The sequence below is a fragment of the Desulfosporosinus sp. FKB genome, from assembly GCF_002196705.1.
GTDB lineage: Bacteria > Bacillota > Desulfitobacteriia > Desulfitobacteriales > Desulfitobacteriaceae > Desulfosporosinus.
Window position 1 is genome coordinate 1 of record NZ_NADJ01000030.1, and the last position, 21,750, is coordinate 21,750.

Below are 21,750 nucleotides of genomic sequence, written 5' to 3' on the forward strand. Positions count from 1 at the left end.
TTGGTAGATTTGTACGCAATCAAATTATACCAAAACCCTGTGTTCATGCGGAATTTTTATATCTGTTTGACCCAATTAAGCCGGAATTAGAGCTGATTTATTAGGTGCGAAACTTCAGTTATTATTACCTACTGCTGTGGCGTTTGAATTATTTAGTAACACACCTACCAGGATAAAATGAACTATGATCGAACTTCCACCATAACTAACCCAGGGAAGTGGTATACCGGTCAAAGGGAGTAGTTTAGTAACCCCAGCTAAAATAATCTATGTTTCCGTCCCTATAATAATCGCAATACCTGCTGCTAATATTCGCCCAAACCGATCTTTTGCTCTGAGACTAACCGTAAAGGCTCGCATAACAACAAGAAGAAAAAGTAATAGCACCGCCATGGCCCCAATGAAACCAAGCTCTTCCGCAATAATTGAGAAAATGAAATCTGAACTGCCCACTGGTACGCTTGCTGCCCCGATACCATTACCTAACCCTGTTCCTAGGATTCCCCCGCCACTTATCGCAAATAGTGATTGGGCAACTTGGTACCCCATCCCTGTTGGATCCTGCCACGGATTCATCCACACCATAACTCCAACACGTACGTGTGCAAAAAGCTTATAGTCTAATTTCCTGTAAGAAGTAAAATTGGGACTGATATCCCTAAAATCGTTCTCTTAGTTACTACATAAAGCACTCCTACTATGTTCAAAGTTGTTTTAGGGCATATTCTGTTATGGCTTCTCAATGACAGCTTTTATCATTAGAATGTTCTAGGGTTCATTTAGTGTTAATCCGATTCCACCAAAACTACCGCTAAGGTCCAAGTTGTCTTAACAAATTACACCATTAATTACAATATATATCCTTATTACTATAGATGCAAACCAGAGAATTAAAGATGTCAATTTCTTTGGATAGGTAGATTTAGAATACTAACTTTTGTACCGCACTATAAAGGATATCACTCGCTATGTGAATTTTCTTCGGATTGACAAAATCGGGTACGTCTTCCGGTGTGTGATTTTTATTTAGCCAGTCTCTAGCCATTAATGTCACAGCTGGAACATGATCTAGATTAAAATATACTTGGTCACTGTTGTAACCATTATTTGGAGTCAACAAAGCGCGAGCATTATTTTCCTCAGCGGACGATTGGATAACTCGAACTGCCTTATTATCGCTGTTTGCCCACAATGCAAATTCTCCAAGAGGGCCATTCCCTACGGTATCAACATTAAATACGGATTGGATTCCATTATGTAAAAATGTTGGCTTTTGAACAAACGAATAAGAACCTACAAAACCCATTTCTTCTGCGCTCCAGAAGGCTAAGACCACATTTCGTTTCGGTTTTACGCTCTCTTTGATCAATCGACGCATAACGTCAAGTATACATCCTACACCAGAGGCATTATCATTAGCGCCTGGGTAAAGATTTCCTTGAAAAACACCAAGATGATCATAATGTGCTGACAAAATCACAGATTCATTTGGATTTGTTCCAATTAAACCACCTATGACATTGGCACTTGGCGTACGCAGTTCATTGGGATTTCCGGGACGAAATGTTAGGCGACCATTATAGAATTCTTCAACGACCGGATAAATAGTGAAAGAATTAGTGAAATTCCGATTAGAGTTATCCATTAAATCGCCCAGAGGTTCTAATCCCAAACCTCTCATCTGCTCGATGAGATAAGCAGCAGCTTTTTCTTCACCGACCGTTCCAGCTCTCCGTCCCGCTATATTAGCCTGTGTCAGAACTGAAATATCGTCCATCGCAGTCCGGTTTATGTATGAGTGATCGGCTAAGAGAACTGAACCGCTGGTTTGTTTTGTTGAACAACTGATCGATGTAGATGCCTGTACAGCTTGGTGATTAGATCTATTAAATAGTTCTGTCCACCTGTACCAGGGTAGTATAGTGGCTCCTACTGCGGCCAAACATTTTAAGAATCCTCTTCGTGTTGTCATTTCCAAACTCCCTCCTTGTTCATTTTAATGAAGCTTGGTTAATTCTTTAAATCAAGGGCTATTTACCAACTACACAAATATTATCAAGCGCATAATTAAACGTTGAATCATCGGCTTATCCAAACGTAAGTAATTGCTATCAATTTAAATAAATCTCAAAAAACCTATGATAGGATTAACAGCTAAGGAGGTTAGTATAGGATATATTGCCAGATGTTGCGAGCAACAGTGAGTGAAAGCGCCACGCTTCAAACCCTTCCACTCCAACAGCATAAAATCGCATTGCAGCAAGTCCCAACCATTATTACCTTAGCATTGAGTATTATTTTACAAGCGTTACCTTTTTATATTAATCGGGGTCTTAGTATCATCCGCTCTTAGTAGGCTGATCCATGACGAATGGATTGCCAAAAATGTTCCGAGCAATGCGCTTGCCGGGGTCATCGTTGGTGCGTTACTAGGTTTATTCTTTCCAGTGTGTGACTGCGGAGTAATGCCCGTTGCTCGCAGTTTACTGCACAAAGGAGTTTCTATGCAGACGGCATTTGCCTATTTGCTTACGGCTCCGGTGATTAACCCTATGGTCATCCTGGCAACGGCGATGGCCAATAAAGAACAGGAGGGCAAAAAATGGCTAGGGTAGTACTTAAGAACTATAGAAAACTTACGACTTTGGGGATAATAATTCTTATCGTTGTAGTAATTGCGTCGGCAAAGTTTATGAGTTCTTATCGAGATACATCCTGGCAGGATCTTTCAGATACCTTGCCAACAATAACTACACCTACTGAGAATATCGGCCAGATCGAAGGTTCACTTGAAGGTATATTAAAACAATATGAAGAATTAATAACGTCTTCGAATCAAACGAGGAAGAATCAATTGCTCTCGAATCTGGATAACTTATATCAATTATCAGCGATTGATTATGAAAATGCCCATGCATTACGAAATTTCTCCAATAATGATCCAACACTGAATGATTTAGCTCAAGCCACAACGTTTCTTTCATCCTCCATCTTTGAAATGAAAGACGGTTTGATGATCCTAGGAGCAATCATTGAACAGTAAAGAAGACCTGGATTCGGCTGTTCGCGAAATAAATCGTGTTCAACTGGATATCAAAAAGTAGATTAAACGATTTGTGGAAATCGGGTCTTCTTAAACTTGGCTTCCACTCTCTATTCATAACTATCTAAAATTGAATTGTCAAATAGCCCTTCTAATGCATATGCCGCCATTTATTTTGTCCCAAAACAAATTATTTCTTCTTACACTGACTAATCGATTTACTTCCATGGTTTCCAACAAATAGAATACAATTAGTGACAAAAGCTGTAACAGGTATTATTAAAACAATACCGATACCACTACACAAAATTTGAAAGATTTCAGACGCAAATACTTTATTGTTTAACATATCAGTGATTGAGTAATTTAATTTACTGAACCATATTACTAAAGTCATAAATTCAGCAATAAATGCAAATAATAACGTGTTTATCATGGTTCCTAAAATATCCTTTCCGATTTCAATTCCGGAAAAAAGCAAACTTCTCTTAGTTGTAAACAATTTATTTATATATATTTCATGCATCGAAGAAGCAATTGAGATTGAAATGTCAATGATTGCACCCAATAAACCGATTAAAAATTCACAGACAACAATTTTTGTAAAATCAAGCTTAATTTGAAGAGATAAATACGCAAGAGTTTCTGATTGCTCATTACTGAATCCTTGTATTTTGGCTTCTGCAACTATTTTATAAACTATTAAAATCGTTAATAGTACAACGAATATAACAGATAAAAACGCTGAGAGTGTTTTTTTATTAAATCCATTAATAAAAAATAAAGTAATTATACCAATAATAATTGATACAAGTACGGTTATTTTAAGTGGATTTGAATTAAGGGCTATCATAATAAGCATTATGAACAACGTTAAAAAAATCAACCATAATGAGAAAAAAGCTTTTATACCTCTCTTTCCTCCAATAATAGCCATTAAAATAAATAAGGTGATTAATAATAAATATTCAACACTCATGAACTCAATCCAATCGTTTGCTTTTTAAGAAGTATTGAAGAAATATAGATCGTAATCGGAATACTTATAACTATTCCAATGCTTCCAGTAAGAATCCTTATTATTTCCAGAGAGAGGTTAATATTTATAATTTCACTAAATGGATAATCGTTTTTTAGCCAAAGTAATATCATTGGTATGCTGCCGCTAAAATAAGCAAGAACGAGTGTATTGGTCATTGTCCCCATAATATCTTTGCCGATTTCCATTGCAGAATTCAACAAGAGTTTCTTTTCAATAAAAGGATTCTTTTTATAAATTTCCTCGATAGATGATGAAATTGTAATCGCAATATCCATGATCGCGCCCAAGGTGCCTAGCAAAATTTCCGAAATAAATATTGGCTCTGGAGGGGTTGTGAGAAATTCCATTTCTTCATAATGAATTCCATTAGAATCTGTTATTTTGAATATTATAATCGTTAGTAGGATGGAAATTAATGTACCAACAATTGTAGACAATATAGCGGAAAGAGTTTTTTTATTAATTCCACTTACGATTATAAGAGAGGTTAAAATAAACAAAAAACTCGCTATTGAGGCTATAACAATAAGATTATAGCCATGTAAATATAGTTGAAGTATGATAGAGGCAATTATAATATTCATTATTAAGGTTAACAAAGACCTTAAACCCTTCGCTTGTGCTATCAGCAAAATTAGTACGGCAAAAATCAGCGCGACATAGGCTATGTAGTTATCTCGTTTAAAACCGATTATTTCAGAAGAAATAATTTGCTTATTTTTATCATCTTGTAAATTGATAAATAATTCATCGTTTACGTTATAACGAGAATCCAAGGCTTGAGAATTACTTATTGTATTTTCAAGCTTAATTTCTTTACCCATATACTTACCATTCATAATAATTGCTTGGATAGTTTGTCGATTATTTTGTGTGTTCGGTATAGTTTCTTCAGTTACAGATGTTATTTTAGCAACTGTTTTTTGGTAACAGGATTCGTTATTGGAGATCAAACATAAACAAGCTAATAAAACAATTAATAACATCCCAAAAATATAAGTCAACTTGCCCGATCTAAATTGTTTATTAACTATTTCTTTTAATCTATGTATTATTAAGAATACTTTTTGCATCTAATTTTCCCTTTTCTATTATTTCCGAAGTAATTCGGATAACCCATTTCCATTTACTTGTAAAATAAGATTAGACATAGCAAGTTGCAAATTAGCACACCGAACACCAATCCTAGCGTTTTCTATAGGAATTTGTTAGCTTGTCTTGCGATCGTACACACACTGTGTTCAAAAACTCCGCTATGGACAATTACTGGGCTGGAGTTGTTTGGTTACAGTACTTCCTTGCATGGAAATAGTCATTTGCTTTTTCACTGAGTATGATTCATCAACATAACATAAATAACTCCTGACCCCTTCGATGCCTCCAAAGTTGTACCCTCTAAAGATTCCATCTGCCATTTGAATCTATAATATCTATCTTAATTGTACCACTCCTTTTGTACAAATTGTTGTTCAACATCTCCCGTTTTTGCCTATATAAGTAAACATTCGGAGCAACACACGCCCTGAATTACATTCTCCCGCAAAGCCGTTTAGATTATTTGATTTTTAACCCCGCTCTCGCATGTGGGTATTTTCACCCTGCTTTTTAGTCTTCCCCTAGCACTGGAGGCCTGACCTAATCAGCAAGTTTATCAAATTCACGAAATTTCAAATAGGATCAAAACCAAATCAAATCTTCGCACATCGCAGGTTTGAGGGAGTTTCATTATAACAAGCATAATTTTAAAAAGCATTAGGGAAGTTATGTTTAATTTAATAAACTGGGTGCGTAGCAAGCTCAATCACATTTATAATTTGGCATTCTAAATTAACTGGAGATTCTTTTATAGCTTTTTATAAACAAAAGCATTACCATAAATACTCATTATTAAGGCTCAAAAACCTTTTTGAGCTTACCTTAATTATTAATTTTTGTATAATCAGTATAATCCGGTTTAAACCACCTAATCCCTATACTTTTTTTATTATCTCTATCTGGGCCATTTCGCTGAATTTCATTCTCTGGAATAATGTTGTAATTTAACAACACATAAGTACTTTCTGGATTATCGACATAAAAAGTAATCCCTCGAATTTCATCTAGTGTGGGGATTTCCTTCCCAAACAAAGGATCATCGATTGAATTTATATTGATGTATGTCTTACCTTCAATTTGTGCTATAGAATAATTTACATATTTCTGGCTTCTGTCATAATCCAACAGCCTTACTGTACGTGAGACTAATATCTTTCCTTCATCCTGGTAAGTTTTAAGCATTTGAAGCGTTTGAATATCTGCAGAATTAAAAGGAAAATCGATAATTCCTTTGCCGAGGTGTTGCGCAACAATCGAATATTTTCCTTCTTTAACCAACTGATCCAAACGCTGTTTAGTAATTTGATAAGGTAGTTCATTGGTTTCCCAAGTCCAATCAATTTTATGCTTTATAATATCATCTGTGTACCTAAAAAAACCCCATACCAATCTTCCATCCCTTAGTCTAAGAGGGAATAGCGGATTATCATATGTAAATTGACTCTTTCCAACCGAATTCCACACATATCGAATTCCATTTCCAATAGTTAAATCTGTATGATAATAAGGCGACTTCGGATTATCCCCACCTTGATAATTGAAAAAATGCTCCTTCGGGCTATAGGCTCCAAAGTTTTGCGCATTCGTTGGACTACCATGATTAATCCAAACTTTCGGTTTAAACCCGCTCTCGTTCATCGTCTTCCAAGCGGCAACTGCTAAATTACGTGTAAATAGTATTTTTTTATCATCTCGGGAAAAATCCCCAAAGGTATGGAGGGAATCAATCCAACCTACTTTAAAGTAATGGACTATTTTGTCGGCGTCCTTAAGGTGATTACTGTCCAGCCCCTGGAAATATGACATTTCAGATACAATGGAATGGTCCTTTTGATCTATTTTTTCTGAATAATCACTGCCGACATACATCCAAGCAGAATCAGCTATATCCAAACCTAATCCTTGACCGTAGGGAGTTTGTTCTTTAGTATTTAAAAATCGATGATATGATTCAAACTTATCTACAGTCGAAAGGTCAATATCGGAGGAAATGGCTAACATACCATCAAACGGATAGGGAAACTTTCGTAACTGATTACCGGAATTGGTTTTCGAGGATTTCTCTAACGCGTGTTTTATTGCTTCAGATATAATATTGGGACTGTTGGTATCTGATTTTGCAATAGTTTTAGCGGTTTCCCGGGTTTCTTTAGAAATAGCCTTACAGCCTCCGGTAAAAAGTACTACTATTATTATAGTAAAAACTATGTAACTGGAAACAAGTCGCCTAAACATAATCTTCCTCCTTTTTGAATAAAGAACGAACTACTAAGACATTCGGCACATACCATTATTTTCCTTTTGGTATAAAAATTGGGCCGTTATATCATATATGTTATTAACTTCGTAAACGGTGCCGAAGCTTCGGCCACAAAAGAACTAGATCGGCTGGATTCAGCCCAGTTAACTCCCTATCTGTAATTATAGAACATCCGAATTCCTTGATATCTATCCAAGAAAAATAAAAAAGCCGGGGCACCCAAAACTCCAGTAGTTATCTCGCTTACATTTCATAAGTGTGTCGAAAGTTACCACAAATCACATAAACCTGCTTTCTCAGTCTCAAGGGTCCCCTGTCACTGTACACATACTATGGCATTTTTAAGGCTGTTTAACCTTAAACATGTTCCCGTTTACGCAGTCAGAAAACATTACTCCTGTTTTTTATTCAATTCCGGATATTTGTAAACTCTTACAACCCGCATGAATAGTGGCTTTTAGAGTGTCTGTTTTCTTAAACAAACCACAGTCTCAACGTGCCTGGAGTTGCCAGATCGGCTCGATAGAAAACACATTATTCATTATAAAAATGTTCACCAATAAGTCCGAATTCCCTCGCCACAACTGTTGTTGACAAACCAACTTATCTAAATTATAAAGATACGATACAGATCCAATTACAAAAATCTTTTCTGCCACTCATTGTAAGTGCCAGGCTGCTTTACTAAAAGACTTTTACTTTTACTTTTACTTTTATTTCTTTGATTGTCTGACGCATACTCCGAATACCAAGAAAATACTTGATGAAGACAATTTTAAATAAAGAACTGGGGGCTCTATGCCCGGTTTTCCCATTCAATTTCAAACCAAAGAGCGCTATATATTCATCTGCATCCCTTGGTCGGGGTAAAGGATGGCGAAACTGTTAGTCTGCAGATGGGTGACCGCCTCGCTTTTCAAAAATTCAGGATGGGACTTGAGCCAATCGAGAAGGACTTAACCGCCACAGTGATGTATTCGGATTCGCCGCAGTCCTCAATCAGCTCTTTGTAAAGCTGCGATTTCTGAATGTCCGACATAGATTTCTCCATCCGGCGTCTTGATAGGATGTTGCTCGAATCCTTCCCCATACCCGTCAGAGTTCTGACCGCACACATAATCCATAAGCGCAGTGGTTTCTTCTCCGGAGAGAGGTTCCTTCATTCCTGCGGTCATGACTCTCCACAGCTCGCCGTCAACAATCTCCACTGTCGGGTACAAACTATACACCTTTTCTTTTAGAGCTTCGCCGTGAATGTACTGGGCAAGACCACGATTATTTTCAAAGTGTGGTTCTCCTTTGCTATAGCGGCGAGGATTTGATCCTCATACGCCACCGCCTCCCTTGTTGAGATATCCTCCCGCACATCTTCCATGCAGTCATACTGGGGATAGCAGAAAACCATTTTGACTTCCTCCATTTCTTTTTAGCCGCTTCGTGCAATAAAAAAAGAGGCTGGTCTTCTCAAGAAAGAAAAACGTAGCCTCTCATGCTCCGGCCGATGGCAGCACTCATTAAATTGTTTTGGGATTATATAAAAACAAAGTCACCAAGAGACTTTTCATCTTAATGGCTTTAGAAGACCGCATGTGTTTCTATTTTCCGGAAGTATGCAACATATAAGGCGCATTATTGCCCCACATAAAATTCTATTAGTGTTGCTAAATTAATTTATATACAGTGATAACCTGATTTTCTCCCAGATCTTCAGCTTCCTCTAAAACCGTTGACTGCCGCATGTTGTTTTTGGCAAAAGAATGACAAACTCATCCCCACCCCAACGTGCTATAATCTCATCGGACCTACAGGAATTACGTATTGCCAGAGCTGCCTTCTGCAAAAGTTCATCCCCTTTAAGATGCCCAAATACATCATTAATCAGCTTCAAACCGTTAACATCACCTATTATCAAGGATATTGGGAAATTTCTCTCAGTGTTTAACTTTCTTACTTTTTCTTCATAAAACCGTCTATTATATAATCCTGTCAAAACATCATGATAAGTAAAATATTGGATATCTCTTTCATTCTTTAGACGTTCTGTATTGTCTATGTAAATAGTTGCAAATTCATTATCTGACAGGCTGTATACTCTGATTTCATACGACTTATTTAATGCTTGAAAGAATGTATTTAAAGAAGACGGCTCTCCTGTTAGAGCAAGTCTTCCACTGATTTCAATAAAGGACTGATCGATATTGGGAAAAACTTCAGTAGCAGTTCTTCCAATGATATTCTATGATATTCTCTGGTTCAAGGCCAGTCATTTTTACAAACGATGGATTTACTGAGATGAACTTGAAGTCAACTGGCTTCCCAAGCTCATTACAAACGATACTCTGAAGAGAAAATCCATCCAGCATGGTAGAGAAAAGTAATTCATATATTTTTTCGGATTCTTTTGACATCTCTCCGCACTCCCTGAGAATTGTCAAACTAACTAAGTTATTATATTGAAGAGGTTTACCCTGACATAGATTTTCCAGAATAGGTGGGGGCACAGCTTATCATGTCAGCACAACCGATCTGCTTGACCCAGCTTTAACCTATCTAAATGTTGTTGGATTCCCGCCGGGAAATGTTTTCAACTCCGTACCTTCCGGGTCTCCTGACGGAACCCTCACCTGGAACAACTTTGATTTAGCCGCCGGTTCAAACGCGGTATTGACTTTTCAGGTTTTAGCGAATGAAAGCTTCCCCGAGGGGCCGGTCATTGACCAAGCTTCAACAACGTATTCACCGGATCCCGATGGAGAGATCGTTTTCGGACCTGTGTTATCCAACCAAGCACTTCTCTACAATGATCCGGTTCACCCAGCAACTCAATCTGAATGCATCCTTGTTAATAAAATATACAGTCAGTGCCAGCAGCACTTGCTTTGAAAAAGTACAAACAATTCCCCCTTCCGGTTATAGCTTGATCAATGTCTCTTACGATGCAGGTGCAATAGTACAAGGAACCCTGCAGATTACTCATATTCCGCAACGGCCTGGCTCTAGCAGAGTGACCTTTGATGTCTCTGCCCCTCCACTGCACCCAAAAAACAGAAAAACACTTACTACATAAGCAAGCGTTTTTTCAGTCCTTATCCAAATAATGCGTCAACCAAAGTGACCGTTAGTTCAACTTTCATTGGAATGGAATCATAATGTTCTCCAGTGCCCCTAATGTTTAACGAATACTACATTTATAGCTTTAATAAGTGCTTCGACTTGATCCCCTTCTTTAAATCCAACGTCCTCTAAACTCTCTCGCGTCATCACGGACGCGACTATGGGAGAGTTCTGTCAGCCATCCACCGTCATTCGGACTAATGACATAATTTCATCTGACTTTATTTCCTCAATTTTGCCCGATAACTTGTTCCGTACACCAGCTTCCATACGATAATACCTTCTTTCCAAATTTCTATTTATAATAACCTTAATATCCCACATATACTCACAATTATTCAAATAATTTCCCTAACCTCCAACCTTGCCTTAAACACAAACTCCACCTCAACCATCGATTCTACTCTAACCTTCTCAACCGACTTCCGGAATAAGTCCCCATCAAACTTATCCAGTAGCTTGCCATCCCTAGCTGCCAGATAAGCCTTGAATTCCCCAACAATTCTATTCTTCCACGCCCTCTCAGCTTCATCGTTCTTCATCTTCTGCTATGCGCCTGGAGCCTTTCAATTTCAGCAATCGAATATTCCCGATTATTCCGCACCGCATCAATCAATTCTTGCTGGGGTTCTGCTATCTTGGCATCAATGGCCTCGAAGTCAAACACTGGGCAACTATTTTCTTCCATTAAATAGGCTTCTCTGCTCATAATAATTTTGTTCATCTCCCGCACAAATGCCTTCTCCAAAGCCTTCTCCTTAACAGCTTTCATATCACAATCGCCGCCGGTTTGATGGTTAATACATATTCAGACAATCTGTAGATTCTTACCACTTCCCCATTTGGTACGCCTAAATTTCGAACCGCAATTCCCGCAGAACAACTTCCAGGAAACAGCATAATCACTTGTGAACTTACTCTTTCCAGTCTTCGAATAGCCACGCAGGTTTGACCGTCTTTCAAATTCAGCCTGTACCGCAGCAAACTCTTCCTTAGAAACAATAGCTTCATGACTGTCCTCAACATAATACTGAGCTGCATGTCCCGTATTAATCACACGTTTTTTGTTAGAAAATCGACCGTGTAGGTTTTTGGGAGCAACGCATCGCCCATATATTTCACATTTTTGAGTATACCAATAACGGTGCTGTCATACCACTTTGAACCACCTGCACCAGTGATTATCCCATCCTTTTGAAGATTACTCGCTATTTTATAGGGGCTTTTACCATCCAAGAACTCCCGATAAATCCGGCGGACTACCTCAGCTTCTTCTGGCTCAATAATCAATTGGCCCTGTTCATCTTTGGTATATCCAAGAAATTTGTTATGGTTAACTAAAACTTTGCCCTCTTGAAACCTATAACTTATGCCCATCTTAGTGATCTGGGATAAGTTCGAACTTTCTTCTTGTTACGTACACGGACACATACAGACGACCTGCTCTTTCGAGTGTTCAATGATTTTATTTCCAGTAAATCCTATCGTTATTATTTGGGATCAATCCTCTTCATCTCTTCCATCAGCTTTTGAATCGCCTTTTTTTCAATCCTTGACACATAAGACCGTGAAATCTCAAGAACTTTAGCAATTTCACGCTGGGTTCGCTTAGGGCTGTTCATAAGTCCATAGCGCAATTGAAGCACCATCTTTTCTCTCTTGGTAAGTTTTTTAACCAGTTCCAATAAGGCTTTTTGCTCCGAAGCATTTTCAACTCTAATAGAAATATCCTCTTCATTGGAACCCAGGACATCGATCAGGGAAATCTCATTACCCTCTTTATCCATGCCGATAGGGTCGTAAATCGACACTTCCCCTCGGGACTTCTTCAAGGATCTCAGATGCATCAGAATCTCATTTTCAATGCAACGAGCAGCATACGTTGCCAGCTTTGTCCCCTTCCCGGGATCAAAGGTGTTAATGCCTTTAATTAAACCAATAGTTCCGATTGAGATTAGATCGTCCCCATCCTCTCCCGTGCCGTCAAACTTCTTAACAAGATGGGCCACTAAGCGCAAATTGTGTTCAACGAGCGTATTACGAGCCTCCTCCACCTCACGAGTCATTGTAAAGGGCTGCGTTGATTTACTTTTGCTTAAAATTGATAAACATCGAGCTTCTTCATGCTCACTCAGCGGTTGAGGAAAAGCATTATTATTAATATAAGAAACTAGTAAGGTTACGCCCTTAAGAACGGATAGAGCAATTGCAGTCAGCAAAAATTCAGTAAACACCCTCTCACCCCTTTCGAACCATGTTCATAACTATGCTCGAAAAGGGAGAATTGTGCTTTTCCACTAAATAATTAAGTTACTTGACTTAATTTATAATGACAATTAATTCATTTTTCGGAAGAGCTGACTTTAGGTGATGAACTCATAAACGAAGGTTTTGGTGTTTGATCATTAGAAATTGCTTTATCAATATAAGTCAATAATTTCAATTCCGCATGCATAGTCCCTTCAGAAATAGTAAGGTTGATGCTATTAATTGCCATGCGTTGTGTTTTTCCAAATTGAAGTTCATGAATCATGGCCTGAATATCATCCGACTTACCGTCACAACTAAAACTTATTCCGATCGTCTCAAAGGAACTTTTAGCCTGAGTTTTCTCAAAGGTTATTTTTTGCGGAATAACTGCATGCTGTTTTGACAAGTTATAGAGTTGGACCATAATCTGAGGTTTATCCAGTCCGTTAGGAACCTGGGAATTTAATTGCGTAACTTTAGATTTTAATTCGTTTATATCTAATTGCAATTGGCTTTTGTTTTTTTGATAGGTTAGTAATTTCTGATAGTATTCTTGTTGAGCTTTGAGCTGACTCTTTGATTTCTGGATTATAATCCACTCAGGTAAAAACGCAAAGGAAATATAAGCATACAATAAGCCGAGAAATACAAAAAAGATAAGGATAATTATTTCGATCTTTTCTTTCTTCTCTATCTTCACCATTCTGCTCCTAACTTTTCTGCATCTATTACTTAGATTAAATAATTTGATTTACTTTAACCTTAAATTGAAATTCAAAGATTGTACCTTATCTTGCAAAGAGATAGTCTTAAGGTCGACTTCTTGAAATAGCCCTGAATTACGCAAACCACCCCATAGACGTGCAACATCAATTGGCGTTGAAACGCTGATATTCATTATTACTGTGTTTCCTTTCAAGGAAAATGTGGTAATCTGAGTTCCCGGGGGGAGTGCCTTTTTTAGTTTTTCGAGAATAGGGGTTGGATCTTGAGTACTATTTTGGATAAGAGCTAGCAACTCTTGTTGTCCTCTGACTTGAGCTTTTAGAGTATCTAATTGCTTGACTTGATTAGATATTTCCCCAAGTGAAGAGATTTGGTTTCCAATATGAACAATATCCCGCTGAACCTTGTATTCCCATATCCACGGTAAACAGCCCATAATTGCTATCCATATCACAAACCCTGTTCCCCAAAGCAGGGCTTTGGTTTTCCATTGCTTTGGGCTTTGGTTTTCCCTGATCAGTTCCGATTTCCAATGCCGGGCAAAATTAAATTCTTTCTTTTCTTTCATCTAGCCCTCCCGGAAGGCCAAACCATAAAGGCTTCCATACTTTAACGCATTTTGGGGAAGTATATTAATTTTTTCCTTAAACCGTGGGCACCAACCATTAGGAAAACCAACCCGAGTAGATACTTCTAAATTATTTTCAAAAATCTCCTGCAAGAAAGGAATATTAGCATAATCGCCTGTGAGGAAAACATGATCAACCGTTTTACCAAAATGTTTTGCAGCAAAAAAACCTAAAAATTCGGCTAAAGTTTGCAGCACATTTCCCAGAGCCGTTTCAATCTCCCCCTTAGCCCACTCAAATAATTCCAGCGTCTGGTAATCAAGCTCATTCGTTTTGTTATTTGATCCATCCTTATGCTCTGGAAAAATCCCATTTAAAGCAATAATAACCTGATCTAGACTTTTAAAAGTTACCTGAAGATCGGAATAAAGGAAAAATACGCCTTGCTCAAGGAGTATAAACTCTACTCGATCACCACTTAAATCAACAATAGCCATATCAGGAAGTTGCTCTTTTGCGGAAATAATTTCTTTTTTCTTAATGGCAGCGAGTTTTGAATATAAACGGGCTAATCCATCAGCTGCAAGGTCGACGACTTTCGGTTTAAAGCCAAAGCTTTCCCATTTTGACCATAACATTTTCCACTGATGCTTTGGCAACGCTGCAAGAAGAATTCGTTGACGTGATTCCCCTTCAACTTCAATACGATCGAGTACTCTATAATCCACAACATAATCGGAAATATTCAGTGTAAAGTACTGATCTACATGTTCTGTTAAGAGCTGATTTAGATCTCGTGCTGACATCAACGGAACAATAATTATCCGTGTAATAGCACCCGGGCACGAAACTGCGATTCTTAGCCTTTTGATAGGAACATGGTTTTTTCGAAGCCAATCTTTTAAGGAGATCATTGTATCGAAATCATCTAACTGCTTCTCATGAAAAGTGCCCTCTTTTTGTAAAGCTAAATTCTCATTCTCAGCGGGATAGTCCCGAACAGTATTTTGCTCCGGTTCGGGATTAAATTCCAAAAACTTGAGAATATCCAATGTAGTATTTTGACGGGTCACTCGAGCGACAACCCAATGATTCTCTCTAATAACTGCCAGCCAATGTTTTTGTTTAAGCAACTGCAAACTCCTTAACCCAATATTATCTCTTTTCATTGTTCCCACTCCCGAATTATTCCGCCAGAACGTCGTAAAACAGTCAATAAATACGAACCAGTCAGAGGATTATTATTAAGATTTAAGGCTGCTGAAATAAGACTAGTTCCCGGAGAAATTCCACTAGCTAACCCATTTTCATCTATACTTGCGACAGAACTATCACTGCTAGTCCACGTTACTAAATTAGTAACATCTGTAGTTGAACCATCACTGTATTTTATAAGAGCACAGAATTGCTGCTTATCTCCAACAAAGATAGCATCAGTCATCGGAACTGGTCTAACAACTAAGGACAGAGCCATACTCGGATTTATGACCTCAAGAGTAGATGTAGCCGTCAAAGAAACACCATTGACGACATACGTTCCGGTAATTACACAGGTTCCAACACCTTTTCCTGTAGCTAATCCACTGGAGGAATTTATTATGGCAATACCAGGCTGATCGCTGGACCAAGTAACGGATTGAGTAACGTCTTGCGCATTTCCGGCAATATCGGTTACGGTGGCCTGGAACTGCTGTGTGGAGCCCAATAAGATTGTCGAATTTGCTGGAGTTATGCTGAAAATAGGTTTTACAACTGTAAGTGATGCGCTTGCGCTTACACTTCCACCACTAATATTATAGATAGCTGAAATAGTACTTTCTCCCACCCCATGAGCTGTCGCTAATCCCTGAGCATTAATAGTGGCCGCTCCTGTGTTGCCACTGGACCAAGTAATTGCTTGTGATTCAGTTACATTTGTTACTTTCCCATCAGCATCTATAAATTCAGCCTGATATTGTTGGTTAGAACCTAAAGGGATTGTCGCGCTTGCCGGAGTTATTTTGAAATTAACAACTGTGAGACTTGCAGCGGCCGAAACGCTCTCTCCATTAAGTGTGTAATTTGCTGTAATGGAACAGGTCCCAACTTCGGAACCAGTTGCTAAACCGCTGGCATTTACAGAAGCAACACTTGGCCTATCACTTGACCAAACCACAGAAGAAGTCACATCCTTCGTACCACCGTCGAAATCTGTAAGTATCACCTGGTACTGCTGAGTAGACCCTACCAAAATTGTTGAGGCTGCTGGAGTAATAGTCAGTGCAGGCATTATAACCGTCAAGGGAGTTGAAGCTGTTATACTGATACCTTTAACGATATAGGTTGCTTGAATTAAACAGAAGCCTAAAGCATTTGCTGTAACTAATCCTGATTGGTTAATTGTTGCCGGTAAGGACGACCCATTAAGTCTAATCGCTGACCATTGATTTATTAAAGGGGTTACATCTGTCTCAACTCCTGAAGCATCCGTAAATTTAGCCTGATATTGCAGTGTAGAGCCTAATGAAATTATTTTGTTGACAGGAGTAATGCTTAATGTCACGACCATAAGTGTAGCTGAAGCAGCAGCAGTAAAACCGCTGCCTTGATAAGTTGCCGTAATTGTGCACGTCCCTACTCCTATACCAGCAGCTGTTCCTAAAGTATCAATGGCCGCAACGGCAGAATTACTGCATGTCCATGTTACTTGTACCGGTCCTTCAATGGGGTTTCCGTTGAAGTCTTCAAGAAAAGCCTGATACCGTTGAGAAGCACCCAAAGGAATTGTTGCGTTTTCAGGATCAATAATTAAGGAAGGCGGTACTACTGTGAGCAGAGACGTATCTGTATAAGTAACATTATTGACAGTGTATACTGCGGTAATCACACAAGTTCCTAAACCTATACCCGTAGCCAATCCGTCCGCTGAAATAGAGGCGACACTTGTATCACTGCTGGACCACTTTAATCGAGGTTCCCCGCTTGTAACTAAACTTGATAAATCATTATTACTGCAATCGATGGTTAATTGATTAGGATGTATCACAACCTCTCTGCCAATTACATGTCCGAAAATCGTCAGATATGTCCCGTTCATAGTAATAGTGCCATTCGGCGCATAAACCATACCTGTTAAATTTACACTAGAATTACCCAAGGTTATATTTCCATTCTTGGAATAAAAACAAACCGGAGAATTGTTTGCAACAGATAAGGTAGTAGAATTAATCGTAATATTTCCGGTTGCAACTATTGGGCCATTTCCAGAAAACTGATTGCAGTTAATGGTTAAATTCCCCTTAACATAAATTGGAGTATTAAACGTAACGTAAGTATCGTTAAAACTTTGATCTCCATCATAAATTTGACCATTTGCCTGTGCCATAGCAACGATCGGATCACCGACATCCGGCATTTCAACAGACTGAGCATACTGAACGATATTGCCAATTTGGATATCATCGGGATTGCCATTCAATTGTACTGTTGATACAGCCTCACACGATCCGCTGATATTCATTTTATAGACAGATGCAGTAAAATCTTTATTGGAATGTACATTACCTTTAATGGTGATATTGGTACCCACCATTGCTAGGGTTGAAGTTGGACTTCCCGAAAATAGCGCGTAATTAAATGCCGTAGGAATATTAATTTCAGTAGGATCATTAGAGATAGGGGCTGTATTTCCCTGCGAATCTGTAAATAGAGCATCAAATTGTTGTGTAGAACCCAAAGAAATCGTTGACTCAGTTGGAATAACGTTGAGCGCAGCCTGATTGCCTAGAACGGTAAACGTATCGCTGACAGTTACATAACCTTTACCCGGATCACCATAAACCTTGACCGTCCATTTACCCGGATATGGTGCACTAAGGTTTAAGGTTGCGTATGTATTAGCAGGGCCAATTGGTATCGTTGCTGTGGTTTGAACCATTTGTTGATTGTTTGGATCAAACAATGTTACTTGCAAAGGTATAGCCTGCACAACTGCCGGGGATTGTGCATTGCCCTTATTAATTGCATAAATATAAATCGGGAAAGATTGGCCTGCATTAACTACTAATTTTGAGATATCCGCCTTCTTAGTGTAGTCATCGCTGCTTTGCAGCGAAAAGGTTTTAGCAGAATTGCCGCCATTTCCATTATCATCACTATTTGCCGAAGCAAAAACATTTAACGCTTGTAAGGTTCCCAAGAGAACAAAAATCGTTACTAATATGCCAATGAACTTTAGAAAATACTTCTTATTCCATCTCAATATCATTTTCCCTCCTAATTTCCTAAGCCGTTGCCTAGGACTTTTAAGGAGACTAATGCTACTTCTAAATTTAAATAGCACAAAGTGCAAATAGAGAAGGGAACCATTCATAGTTAAAGGGTTGAATAGAACTAACCTTGAACATCTTAATCAGGAGGTGTATCCATTGTAGTAAAAAAGTACTCCTTTTTTAGAGTTCTTAAAATATGGTCTTTATCCTCTTTACTTGGATAATAGCCCTCACTTGTTGCTGTAATTGTATATACTTGATTCTGATTAGGATTGGGATTAGCCACAGTAACTGTAACTTTAAACTCTCCTCTATAATCAGTCCCGAAAGGATTTTTGACATCTATCGGAGGCATGGGGTTTCCAGTATAACTCCCTTGCTTCAGGGCATTTACCGTAACTGCAATCCCATAGCTTGTCCCTGCATCCGCCAAATAATAGGCTCTTAGTGCTTTTTCTTCAGTGGTCTGTAATTTAAACTGGTTATTAACAAAGGAAAAGACAATTCCTGATATAAGTAATAAGACCGTCACAGCTATTATGGCTGTTAACATAGCCGATCCGCGCTCTTGCATATTATCCTCCCTCTAGTATAAGCGCATATAAGAGACAAGTTCGTAAGTCTTTTGGATAGTTGGATCCTCAGCGACGAGATCAATTTTCACAAGTTTGTGACTAATAGCTCCCTCCTGAGTCAAAACCAAGGATTGAATTTGATCAGAAATTAATTGATCATTTCCATTACCATCCCGATACCATAATTTATGATTGGGTTTATCAAAAAATATGACAGTCCTATCTGGAGGTGAGACTTTACCGGTAAGGGGATCTACAGGAGGATTCTCATCGATTAAGCAATAGTTTGGTGAAGAATCAATCGGATAGACGTAAACCCCGGAATTATAACCTTTTTGGGTCAAATTATTTATGGGGGCATCGCCGGAGTAATAGGATTTATCAGGCACAAGACGCATCTCGTCTAAAATATGCATCATTGCCGAACGAGCGTTATGATCGAGGTCGCTTTGTTTACTGATGTTGTTGTACAATTTAAATTCCGACCTCATCACTTGGGAAACGCAAAGCATGAGAAAGCCAAAAATTGTAATAGCAATCATTAACTCAAGGATAGTAAATCCGCCGCTTCTCAGGCCAACATTCTTGTCAAAGCTCCTATTGTCCATCGTAGTTATACCTATAGTTAAACATTTCAACATTCGAACTGCCTGGTGCGGATACAGTCACTTTAAAAGGAGTTAAGCCCTCAGGTAAGTTAGGAATATTAACATCAGAACTATAATGAGAAGTCATACTCCCATTTTTCAAATCTTGACTTTCTCCTTCTAAACCTGCTTCCATTGATCCCGCAGCAAAGAAGACCATTTGTTGACGCAATTCTTGCTGAGCAAGATAATGATAGGAAATGGAATCACTTTGGGCTACAAAACCTACACCAATCAACAAAACAGTTAGGGCTATGACAACTTCTAAAATTGTCATACCATCATCTTTGCAGCACTTCATCCTTATTCCCCCAAAAGAATCTCAATTATTATTCAAGTGTTTAGCAATAATTATGGCCAGATAATGTTTACGGCGAGGTTATCTGAAGCTTGATTGATAGTTACGCTTTGCCGTGGCAGACGAGAATTTGACAAAACAATTTTGATTGACCCAACATGAAGAAATCCCTTTCTGTCGAAAATCACACATTTATCATAAGGCGGAATATTGTTAATGGCATAGCCTTCCGTTGTGCTGCTGGGTATAGTGAGAAGCCCTTCACTCATTAACCCTTGATTATTAAGTACAAAGTTGATTCCTGAATCAAAGTTCTTTACATCTTCTAATGGTTTATATGAGAACGTATCCTGTACTAAATCATGAGAAATATAATACGTCTGCACCGCCGATGATTTAAGCATGACATAAACCTCAGTTCGCCGATCCATGGCATATTGTTTAGCATTTTTTAACTGGATGGACACTCTTTGCGCTGAAGACTCCAAATGATAATGATCCATAACACCTTGGTATTTAGGAATTGTTACCATAGCCAAAATTCCAATGACTGCGATCACAATCATAATTTCAATCAAGGTAAACCCCGAACTAATTCCCCTTAACAATGTTGTTTTACCGGAAGTATCCAAAACGAGCCCTCCATGTTTATTTGCCCACCCCAGCCGCATTTGCCATGTTGAATATTGGTAAGGCTATAGAAATAATTAAGGCCCCGGCAAAGATGCCAACTATAATCGTAAAAATCGGTTCAACGAGTGCCACTAAACGCGCCAGCCCAATTTCCACCTGTTTATCATAATGATTGGCAACTTCCAGCATCAGCTCCTCCAAGCGTCCTGTTTCTTCTCCGATTAACATCATCTGGATAATCAGCGGGTCAAAAAAAGATTCTTGTCCAAAGGCCAGGGCCAATGTCTCTCCCCGAATAATTCTCTCTCTAGCCCTAGCAATAGCTAACTTGGGAACTTCATTGTCCACGATCGTTTCAAGGGAGTTCAGAATAGGAACTATAGGTATTGACGAATGTAAAAACAAGGCTAGGGTCCTGGAAAAGCGAGCAATAATCACATCTTTAATATTTTTTCCCAGCAAAGGCGTATGAAGAATAAATACATTTAAATAATACCGATATTTCGGGATTTTAAATAATTTAACGAAGAAGAATACAAGTAATACGGCGCCTAAAAACAGATAAAGACCATTATTAACCAAAAAAGAAGCGCCATCGACCACCATCTGTGTTACCATTGGAAGGCTTTGTCCATTGCTTTTCATAAGATCAATGATCTCTGGAAGCACAAAGTTCATAAACATAATGACAACTCCCAGAAGAACGACCAGCATTGTAAGCGGGTAAATTGCTGCACTGGATATCTTTTTACGAATAAAATTTTCCCGTTCATAATACTCCGACATACTGGTCAGGACAGAGTCCAAATTCCCGCTTTCTTCACCCACGCCGACAAGATTAATTAAGAGTTCAGGTATGGCACCTTGGCACTCTCTCATGGCCTCAGAAAGAGAACTTCCTCGACTCACGCTCTGATGAATCGTCTCCACGACTTCTTTAAGACGACGATCCGCCAACTGAGATCGAAGAATATCCAGGCCGCGAATAATATTGGCTCCGGAGCGAATCATCATTGCCATCTGAGCGCAAAAAGCTGAAATCGATTCTAATTTCACTTTATTCTTAATTTCTTGCGCAAGAAGGTTTGTAAGGACAGATGCTTTGCCTAATGAGATGACTTGCCAGCCATTCTCCCTAATCATACCTTTGGCAGCTTCTAAATCGATGGCTTCCAGTACTCCTTCAGTAACGTGCTGTTCTTGGTTTATAACTCTATAGCGAAATTGCATTACAGCATCCACCTTAAA

The 21,750-nt window shown here is 38.6% G+C and carries 22 protein-coding genes, 1 other RNA gene and 4 pseudogenes; 2 read left to right on the forward strand and 25 right to left on the reverse strand.

The window, feature by feature from the left end:
- Positions 1-114 precede the first annotated feature (114 nt).
- Both B5Y67_RS09370 and B5Y67_RS09375 read right to left on the reverse strand, forming a co-directional pair.
- Positions 115-707, reverse strand: a pseudogene (locus B5Y67_RS09370) (FtsW/RodA/SpoVE family cell cycle protein); the annotation flags it as partial.
- Between the two features lie 215 nt (positions 708-922).
- Positions 923-1,972: a M20/M25/M40 family metallo-hydrolase gene (locus B5Y67_RS09375; RefSeq protein WP_088226191.1), complete on the reverse strand. Its 1,050-nt coding sequence runs from the start codon at positions 1,970-1,972 to the stop codon at positions 923-925.
- A gap of 388 nt (positions 1,973-2,360) precedes the next feature.
- Between B5Y67_RS09375 and B5Y67_RS25860 the strand changes: the two genes are divergently transcribed.
- Together B5Y67_RS25860 and B5Y67_RS09385 are read left to right on the forward strand one after the other, a co-directional pair.
- Positions 2,361-2,615 carry a permease gene (locus B5Y67_RS25860; protein WP_242975923.1) on the forward strand — a complete coding sequence of 85 codons (255 nt, stop codon included), beginning with the start codon at positions 2,361-2,363 and terminating at the stop codon, positions 2,613-2,615.
- Entirely contained in the window at positions 2,603-3,043 is a 441-nt protein-coding gene (locus B5Y67_RS09385) for a hypothetical protein (protein WP_088226192.1), read from the forward strand. The genes B5Y67_RS25860 and B5Y67_RS09385 overlap by 13 nt, the downstream gene beginning before the upstream one ends.
- Positions 3,044-3,233: 190 nt before the next feature.
- Here B5Y67_RS09385 and B5Y67_RS09390 read toward each other — a convergent pair whose 3' ends face one another.
- From B5Y67_RS09390 to B5Y67_RS09500, 23 genes and pseudogenes are all read right to left on the reverse strand, one after another.
- The gene (locus tag B5Y67_RS09390; protein WP_088226193.1) at positions 3,234-4,022 is read right to left on the reverse strand and encodes a YibE/F family protein; all 789 of its coding nucleotides are present in this window, start codon (positions 4,020-4,022) and stop codon (positions 3,234-3,236) included.
- On the reverse strand, positions 4,019-5,158 hold the full coding sequence (locus B5Y67_RS09395) for a YibE/F family protein (RefSeq protein WP_088226194.1): 1,140 nt from the start codon (positions 5,156-5,158) through the stop codon (positions 4,019-4,021). The genes B5Y67_RS09390 and B5Y67_RS09395 overlap by 4 nt, the downstream gene beginning before the upstream one ends.
- Before the next feature lie 459 nt (positions 5,159-5,617).
- Positions 5,618-5,800, reverse strand: a non-coding RNA gene (gene ssrS / locus B5Y67_RS09400) — 6S RNA.
- 202 nt (positions 5,801-6,002) lie between these two features.
- Entirely contained in the window at positions 6,003-7,415 is a 1,413-nt protein-coding gene (locus tag B5Y67_RS09405) for a hypothetical protein (protein ID WP_242975919.1), read from the reverse strand.
- Between the two features lie 736 nt (positions 7,416-8,151).
- Positions 8,152-8,252: pseudogene (locus B5Y67_RS25865) on the reverse strand (transposase); the annotation flags it as partial.
- 222 nt (positions 8,253-8,474) lie between these two features.
- A pseudogene (locus tag B5Y67_RS09415) lies at positions 8,475-8,845 on the reverse strand (hypothetical protein); the annotation flags it as partial.
- Positions 8,846-9,157: 312 nt separating this feature from the next.
- Positions 9,158-9,673 (reverse strand): diguanylate cyclase, encoded by a 516-nt coding sequence (locus tag B5Y67_RS26350; RefSeq protein WP_088226195.1) that lies wholly within the window; start codon positions 9,671-9,673, stop codon positions 9,158-9,160.
- Entirely contained in the window at positions 9,651-9,848 is a 198-nt protein-coding gene (locus B5Y67_RS09425) for a hypothetical protein (protein WP_088226196.1), read from the reverse strand. The genes B5Y67_RS26350 and B5Y67_RS09425 overlap by 23 nt, the downstream gene beginning before the upstream one ends.
- A gap of 1,044 nt (positions 9,849-10,892) precedes the next feature.
- Positions 10,893-11,096: a hypothetical protein gene (locus tag B5Y67_RS09435; RefSeq protein ID WP_088226197.1), complete on the reverse strand. Its 204-nt coding sequence runs from the start codon at positions 11,094-11,096 to the stop codon at positions 10,893-10,895.
- Positions 11,093-11,326, reverse strand: coding sequence for a hypothetical protein (locus tag B5Y67_RS09440; RefSeq protein WP_088226198.1), 234 nt, complete (start codon positions 11,324-11,326; stop codon positions 11,093-11,095). The genes B5Y67_RS09435 and B5Y67_RS09440 overlap by 4 nt, the downstream gene beginning before the upstream one ends.
- Positions 11,323-11,565: a hypothetical protein gene (locus B5Y67_RS09445; protein ID WP_088226199.1), complete on the reverse strand. Its 243-nt coding sequence runs from the start codon at positions 11,563-11,565 to the stop codon at positions 11,323-11,325. Before B5Y67_RS09445 ends, B5Y67_RS09440 begins: the two co-directional genes overlap by 4 nt.
- A gap of 1 nt (position 11,566) precedes the next feature.
- A pseudogene (locus tag B5Y67_RS25875) lies at positions 11,567-11,611 on the reverse strand (hypothetical protein); the annotation flags it as partial.
- The gene (locus B5Y67_RS09450; RefSeq protein WP_088226200.1) at positions 11,608-11,931 is read right to left on the reverse strand and encodes a recombinase family protein; all 324 of its coding nucleotides are present in this window, start codon (positions 11,929-11,931) and stop codon (positions 11,608-11,610) included. The pseudogene B5Y67_RS25875 and the gene B5Y67_RS09450, both read right to left, overlap by 4 nt.
- 113 nt (positions 11,932-12,044) lie before the next feature.
- A complete protein-coding gene (gene sigK, locus B5Y67_RS09455; RefSeq protein WP_088226201.1) occupies positions 12,045-12,788 on the reverse strand; it encodes an RNA polymerase sporulation sigma factor SigK in 744 nt (247 codons plus the stop codon).
- Between the two features lie 107 nt (positions 12,789-12,895).
- On the reverse strand, positions 12,896-13,504 hold the full coding sequence (locus B5Y67_RS09460) for a hypothetical protein (RefSeq protein ID WP_088226202.1): 609 nt from the start codon (positions 13,502-13,504) through the stop codon (positions 12,896-12,898).
- Between the two features lie 51 nt (positions 13,505-13,555).
- The gene (locus tag B5Y67_RS09465; RefSeq protein WP_088226203.1) at positions 13,556-14,098 is read right to left on the reverse strand and encodes a PilN domain-containing protein; all 543 of its coding nucleotides are present in this window, start codon (positions 14,096-14,098) and stop codon (positions 13,556-13,558) included.
- Positions 14,099-15,268, reverse strand: coding sequence for a pilus assembly protein PilM (gene pilM / locus B5Y67_RS09470; RefSeq protein WP_088226204.1), 1,170 nt, complete (start codon positions 15,266-15,268; stop codon positions 14,099-14,101).
- Positions 15,265-18,339, reverse strand: a complete 3,075-nt coding sequence (locus B5Y67_RS09475) for an Ig-like domain-containing protein (RefSeq protein WP_170932649.1) — start codon at positions 18,337-18,339, stop codon at positions 15,265-15,267. Before B5Y67_RS09475 ends, pilM begins: the two co-directional genes overlap by 4 nt.
- Positions 18,340-18,485: 146 nt before the next feature.
- Positions 18,486-18,923, reverse strand: a complete 438-nt coding sequence (locus B5Y67_RS09480; protein ID WP_088226206.1) for a hypothetical protein — start codon at positions 18,921-18,923, stop codon at positions 18,486-18,488.
- 12 nt (positions 18,924-18,935) lie between these two features.
- Positions 18,936-19,532 carry a prepilin-type N-terminal cleavage/methylation domain-containing protein gene (locus B5Y67_RS09485; RefSeq protein ID WP_088226207.1) on the reverse strand — a complete coding sequence of 199 codons (597 nt, stop codon included), beginning with the start codon at positions 19,530-19,532 and terminating at the stop codon, positions 18,936-18,938.
- The gene (locus B5Y67_RS09490; protein WP_088226208.1) at positions 19,522-19,872 is read right to left on the reverse strand and encodes a prepilin-type N-terminal cleavage/methylation domain-containing protein; all 351 of its coding nucleotides are present in this window, start codon (positions 19,870-19,872) and stop codon (positions 19,522-19,524) included. Before B5Y67_RS09490 ends, B5Y67_RS09485 begins: the two co-directional genes overlap by 11 nt.
- A 50-nt stretch (positions 19,873-19,922) precedes the next feature.
- Entirely contained in the window at positions 19,923-20,501 is a 579-nt protein-coding gene (locus B5Y67_RS25880; protein WP_242975920.1) for a prepilin-type N-terminal cleavage/methylation domain-containing protein, read from the reverse strand.
- Positions 20,502-20,517: 16 nt separating this feature from the next.
- Entirely contained in the window at positions 20,518-21,732 is a 1,215-nt protein-coding gene (locus B5Y67_RS09500) for a type II secretion system F family protein (protein WP_088226210.1), read from the reverse strand.
- Between the last annotated feature and the right edge of the window lie 18 nt (positions 21,733-21,750).

Bases quoted from the DNA above. Each gene is read 5' to 3' on its own strand.
- B5Y67_RS09425 (WP_088226196.1), bottom strand. From the start codon at position 9,848: ATGTCAAAAGAATCCGAAAAAATATATGAATTACTTTTCTCTACCATG.
- B5Y67_RS09465 (WP_088226203.1), bottom strand. From the start codon at position 14,098: ATGAAAGAAAAGAAAGAATTTAATTTTGCCCGGCATTGGAAATCGGAA.
- B5Y67_RS09405 (WP_242975919.1), bottom strand. From the start codon at position 7,415: ATGTTTAGGCGACTTGTTTCCAGTTACATAGTTTTTACTATAATAATA.
- B5Y67_RS09480 (WP_088226206.1), bottom strand. From the start codon at position 18,923: ATGCAAGAGCGCGGATCGGCTATGTTAACAGCCATAATAGCTGTGACG.
- B5Y67_RS09485 (WP_088226207.1), bottom strand. From the start codon at position 19,532: ATGGACAATAGGAGCTTTGACAAGAATGTTGGCCTGAGAAGCGGCGGA.
- B5Y67_RS09445 (WP_088226199.1), bottom strand. From the start codon at position 11,565: ATGAAGCTATTGTTTCTAAGGAAGAGTTTGCTGCGGTACAGGCTGAAT.
- B5Y67_RS09390 (WP_088226193.1), bottom strand. From the start codon at position 4,022: ATGAGTGTTGAATATTTATTATTAATCACCTTATTTATTTTAATGGCT.
- B5Y67_RS09450 (WP_088226200.1), bottom strand. From the start codon at position 11,931: ATGGGCATAAGTTATAGGTTTCAAGAGGGCAAAGTTTTAGTTAACCAT.
- B5Y67_RS09490 (WP_088226208.1), bottom strand. From the start codon at position 19,872: ATGAAGTGCTGCAAAGATGATGGTATGACAATTTTAGAAGTTGTCATA.
- B5Y67_RS09395 (WP_088226194.1), bottom strand. From the start codon at position 5,158: ATGCAAAAAGTATTCTTAATAATACATAGATTAAAAGAAATAGTTAAT.
- B5Y67_RS09375 (WP_088226191.1), bottom strand. From the start codon at position 1,972: ATGACAACACGAAGAGGATTCTTAAAATGTTTGGCCGCAGTAGGAGCC.
- B5Y67_RS09385 (WP_088226192.1), top strand. From the start codon at position 2,603: ATGGCTAGGGTAGTACTTAAGAACTATAGAAAACTTACGACTTTGGGG.
- B5Y67_RS09435 (WP_088226197.1), bottom strand. From the start codon at position 11,096: ATGAAGAACGATGAAGCTGAGAGGGCGTGGAAGAATAGAATTGTTGGG.
- pilM (WP_088226204.1), bottom strand. From the start codon at position 15,268: ATGAAAAGAGATAATATTGGGTTAAGGAGTTTGCAGTTGCTTAAACAA.
- B5Y67_RS09440 (WP_088226198.1), bottom strand. From the start codon at position 11,326: ATGAAAGCTGTTAAGGAGAAGGCTTTGGAGAAGGCATTTGTGCGGGAG.
- B5Y67_RS09500 (WP_088226210.1), bottom strand. From the start codon at position 21,732: ATGCAATTTCGCTATAGAGTTATAAACCAAGAACAGCACGTTACTGAA.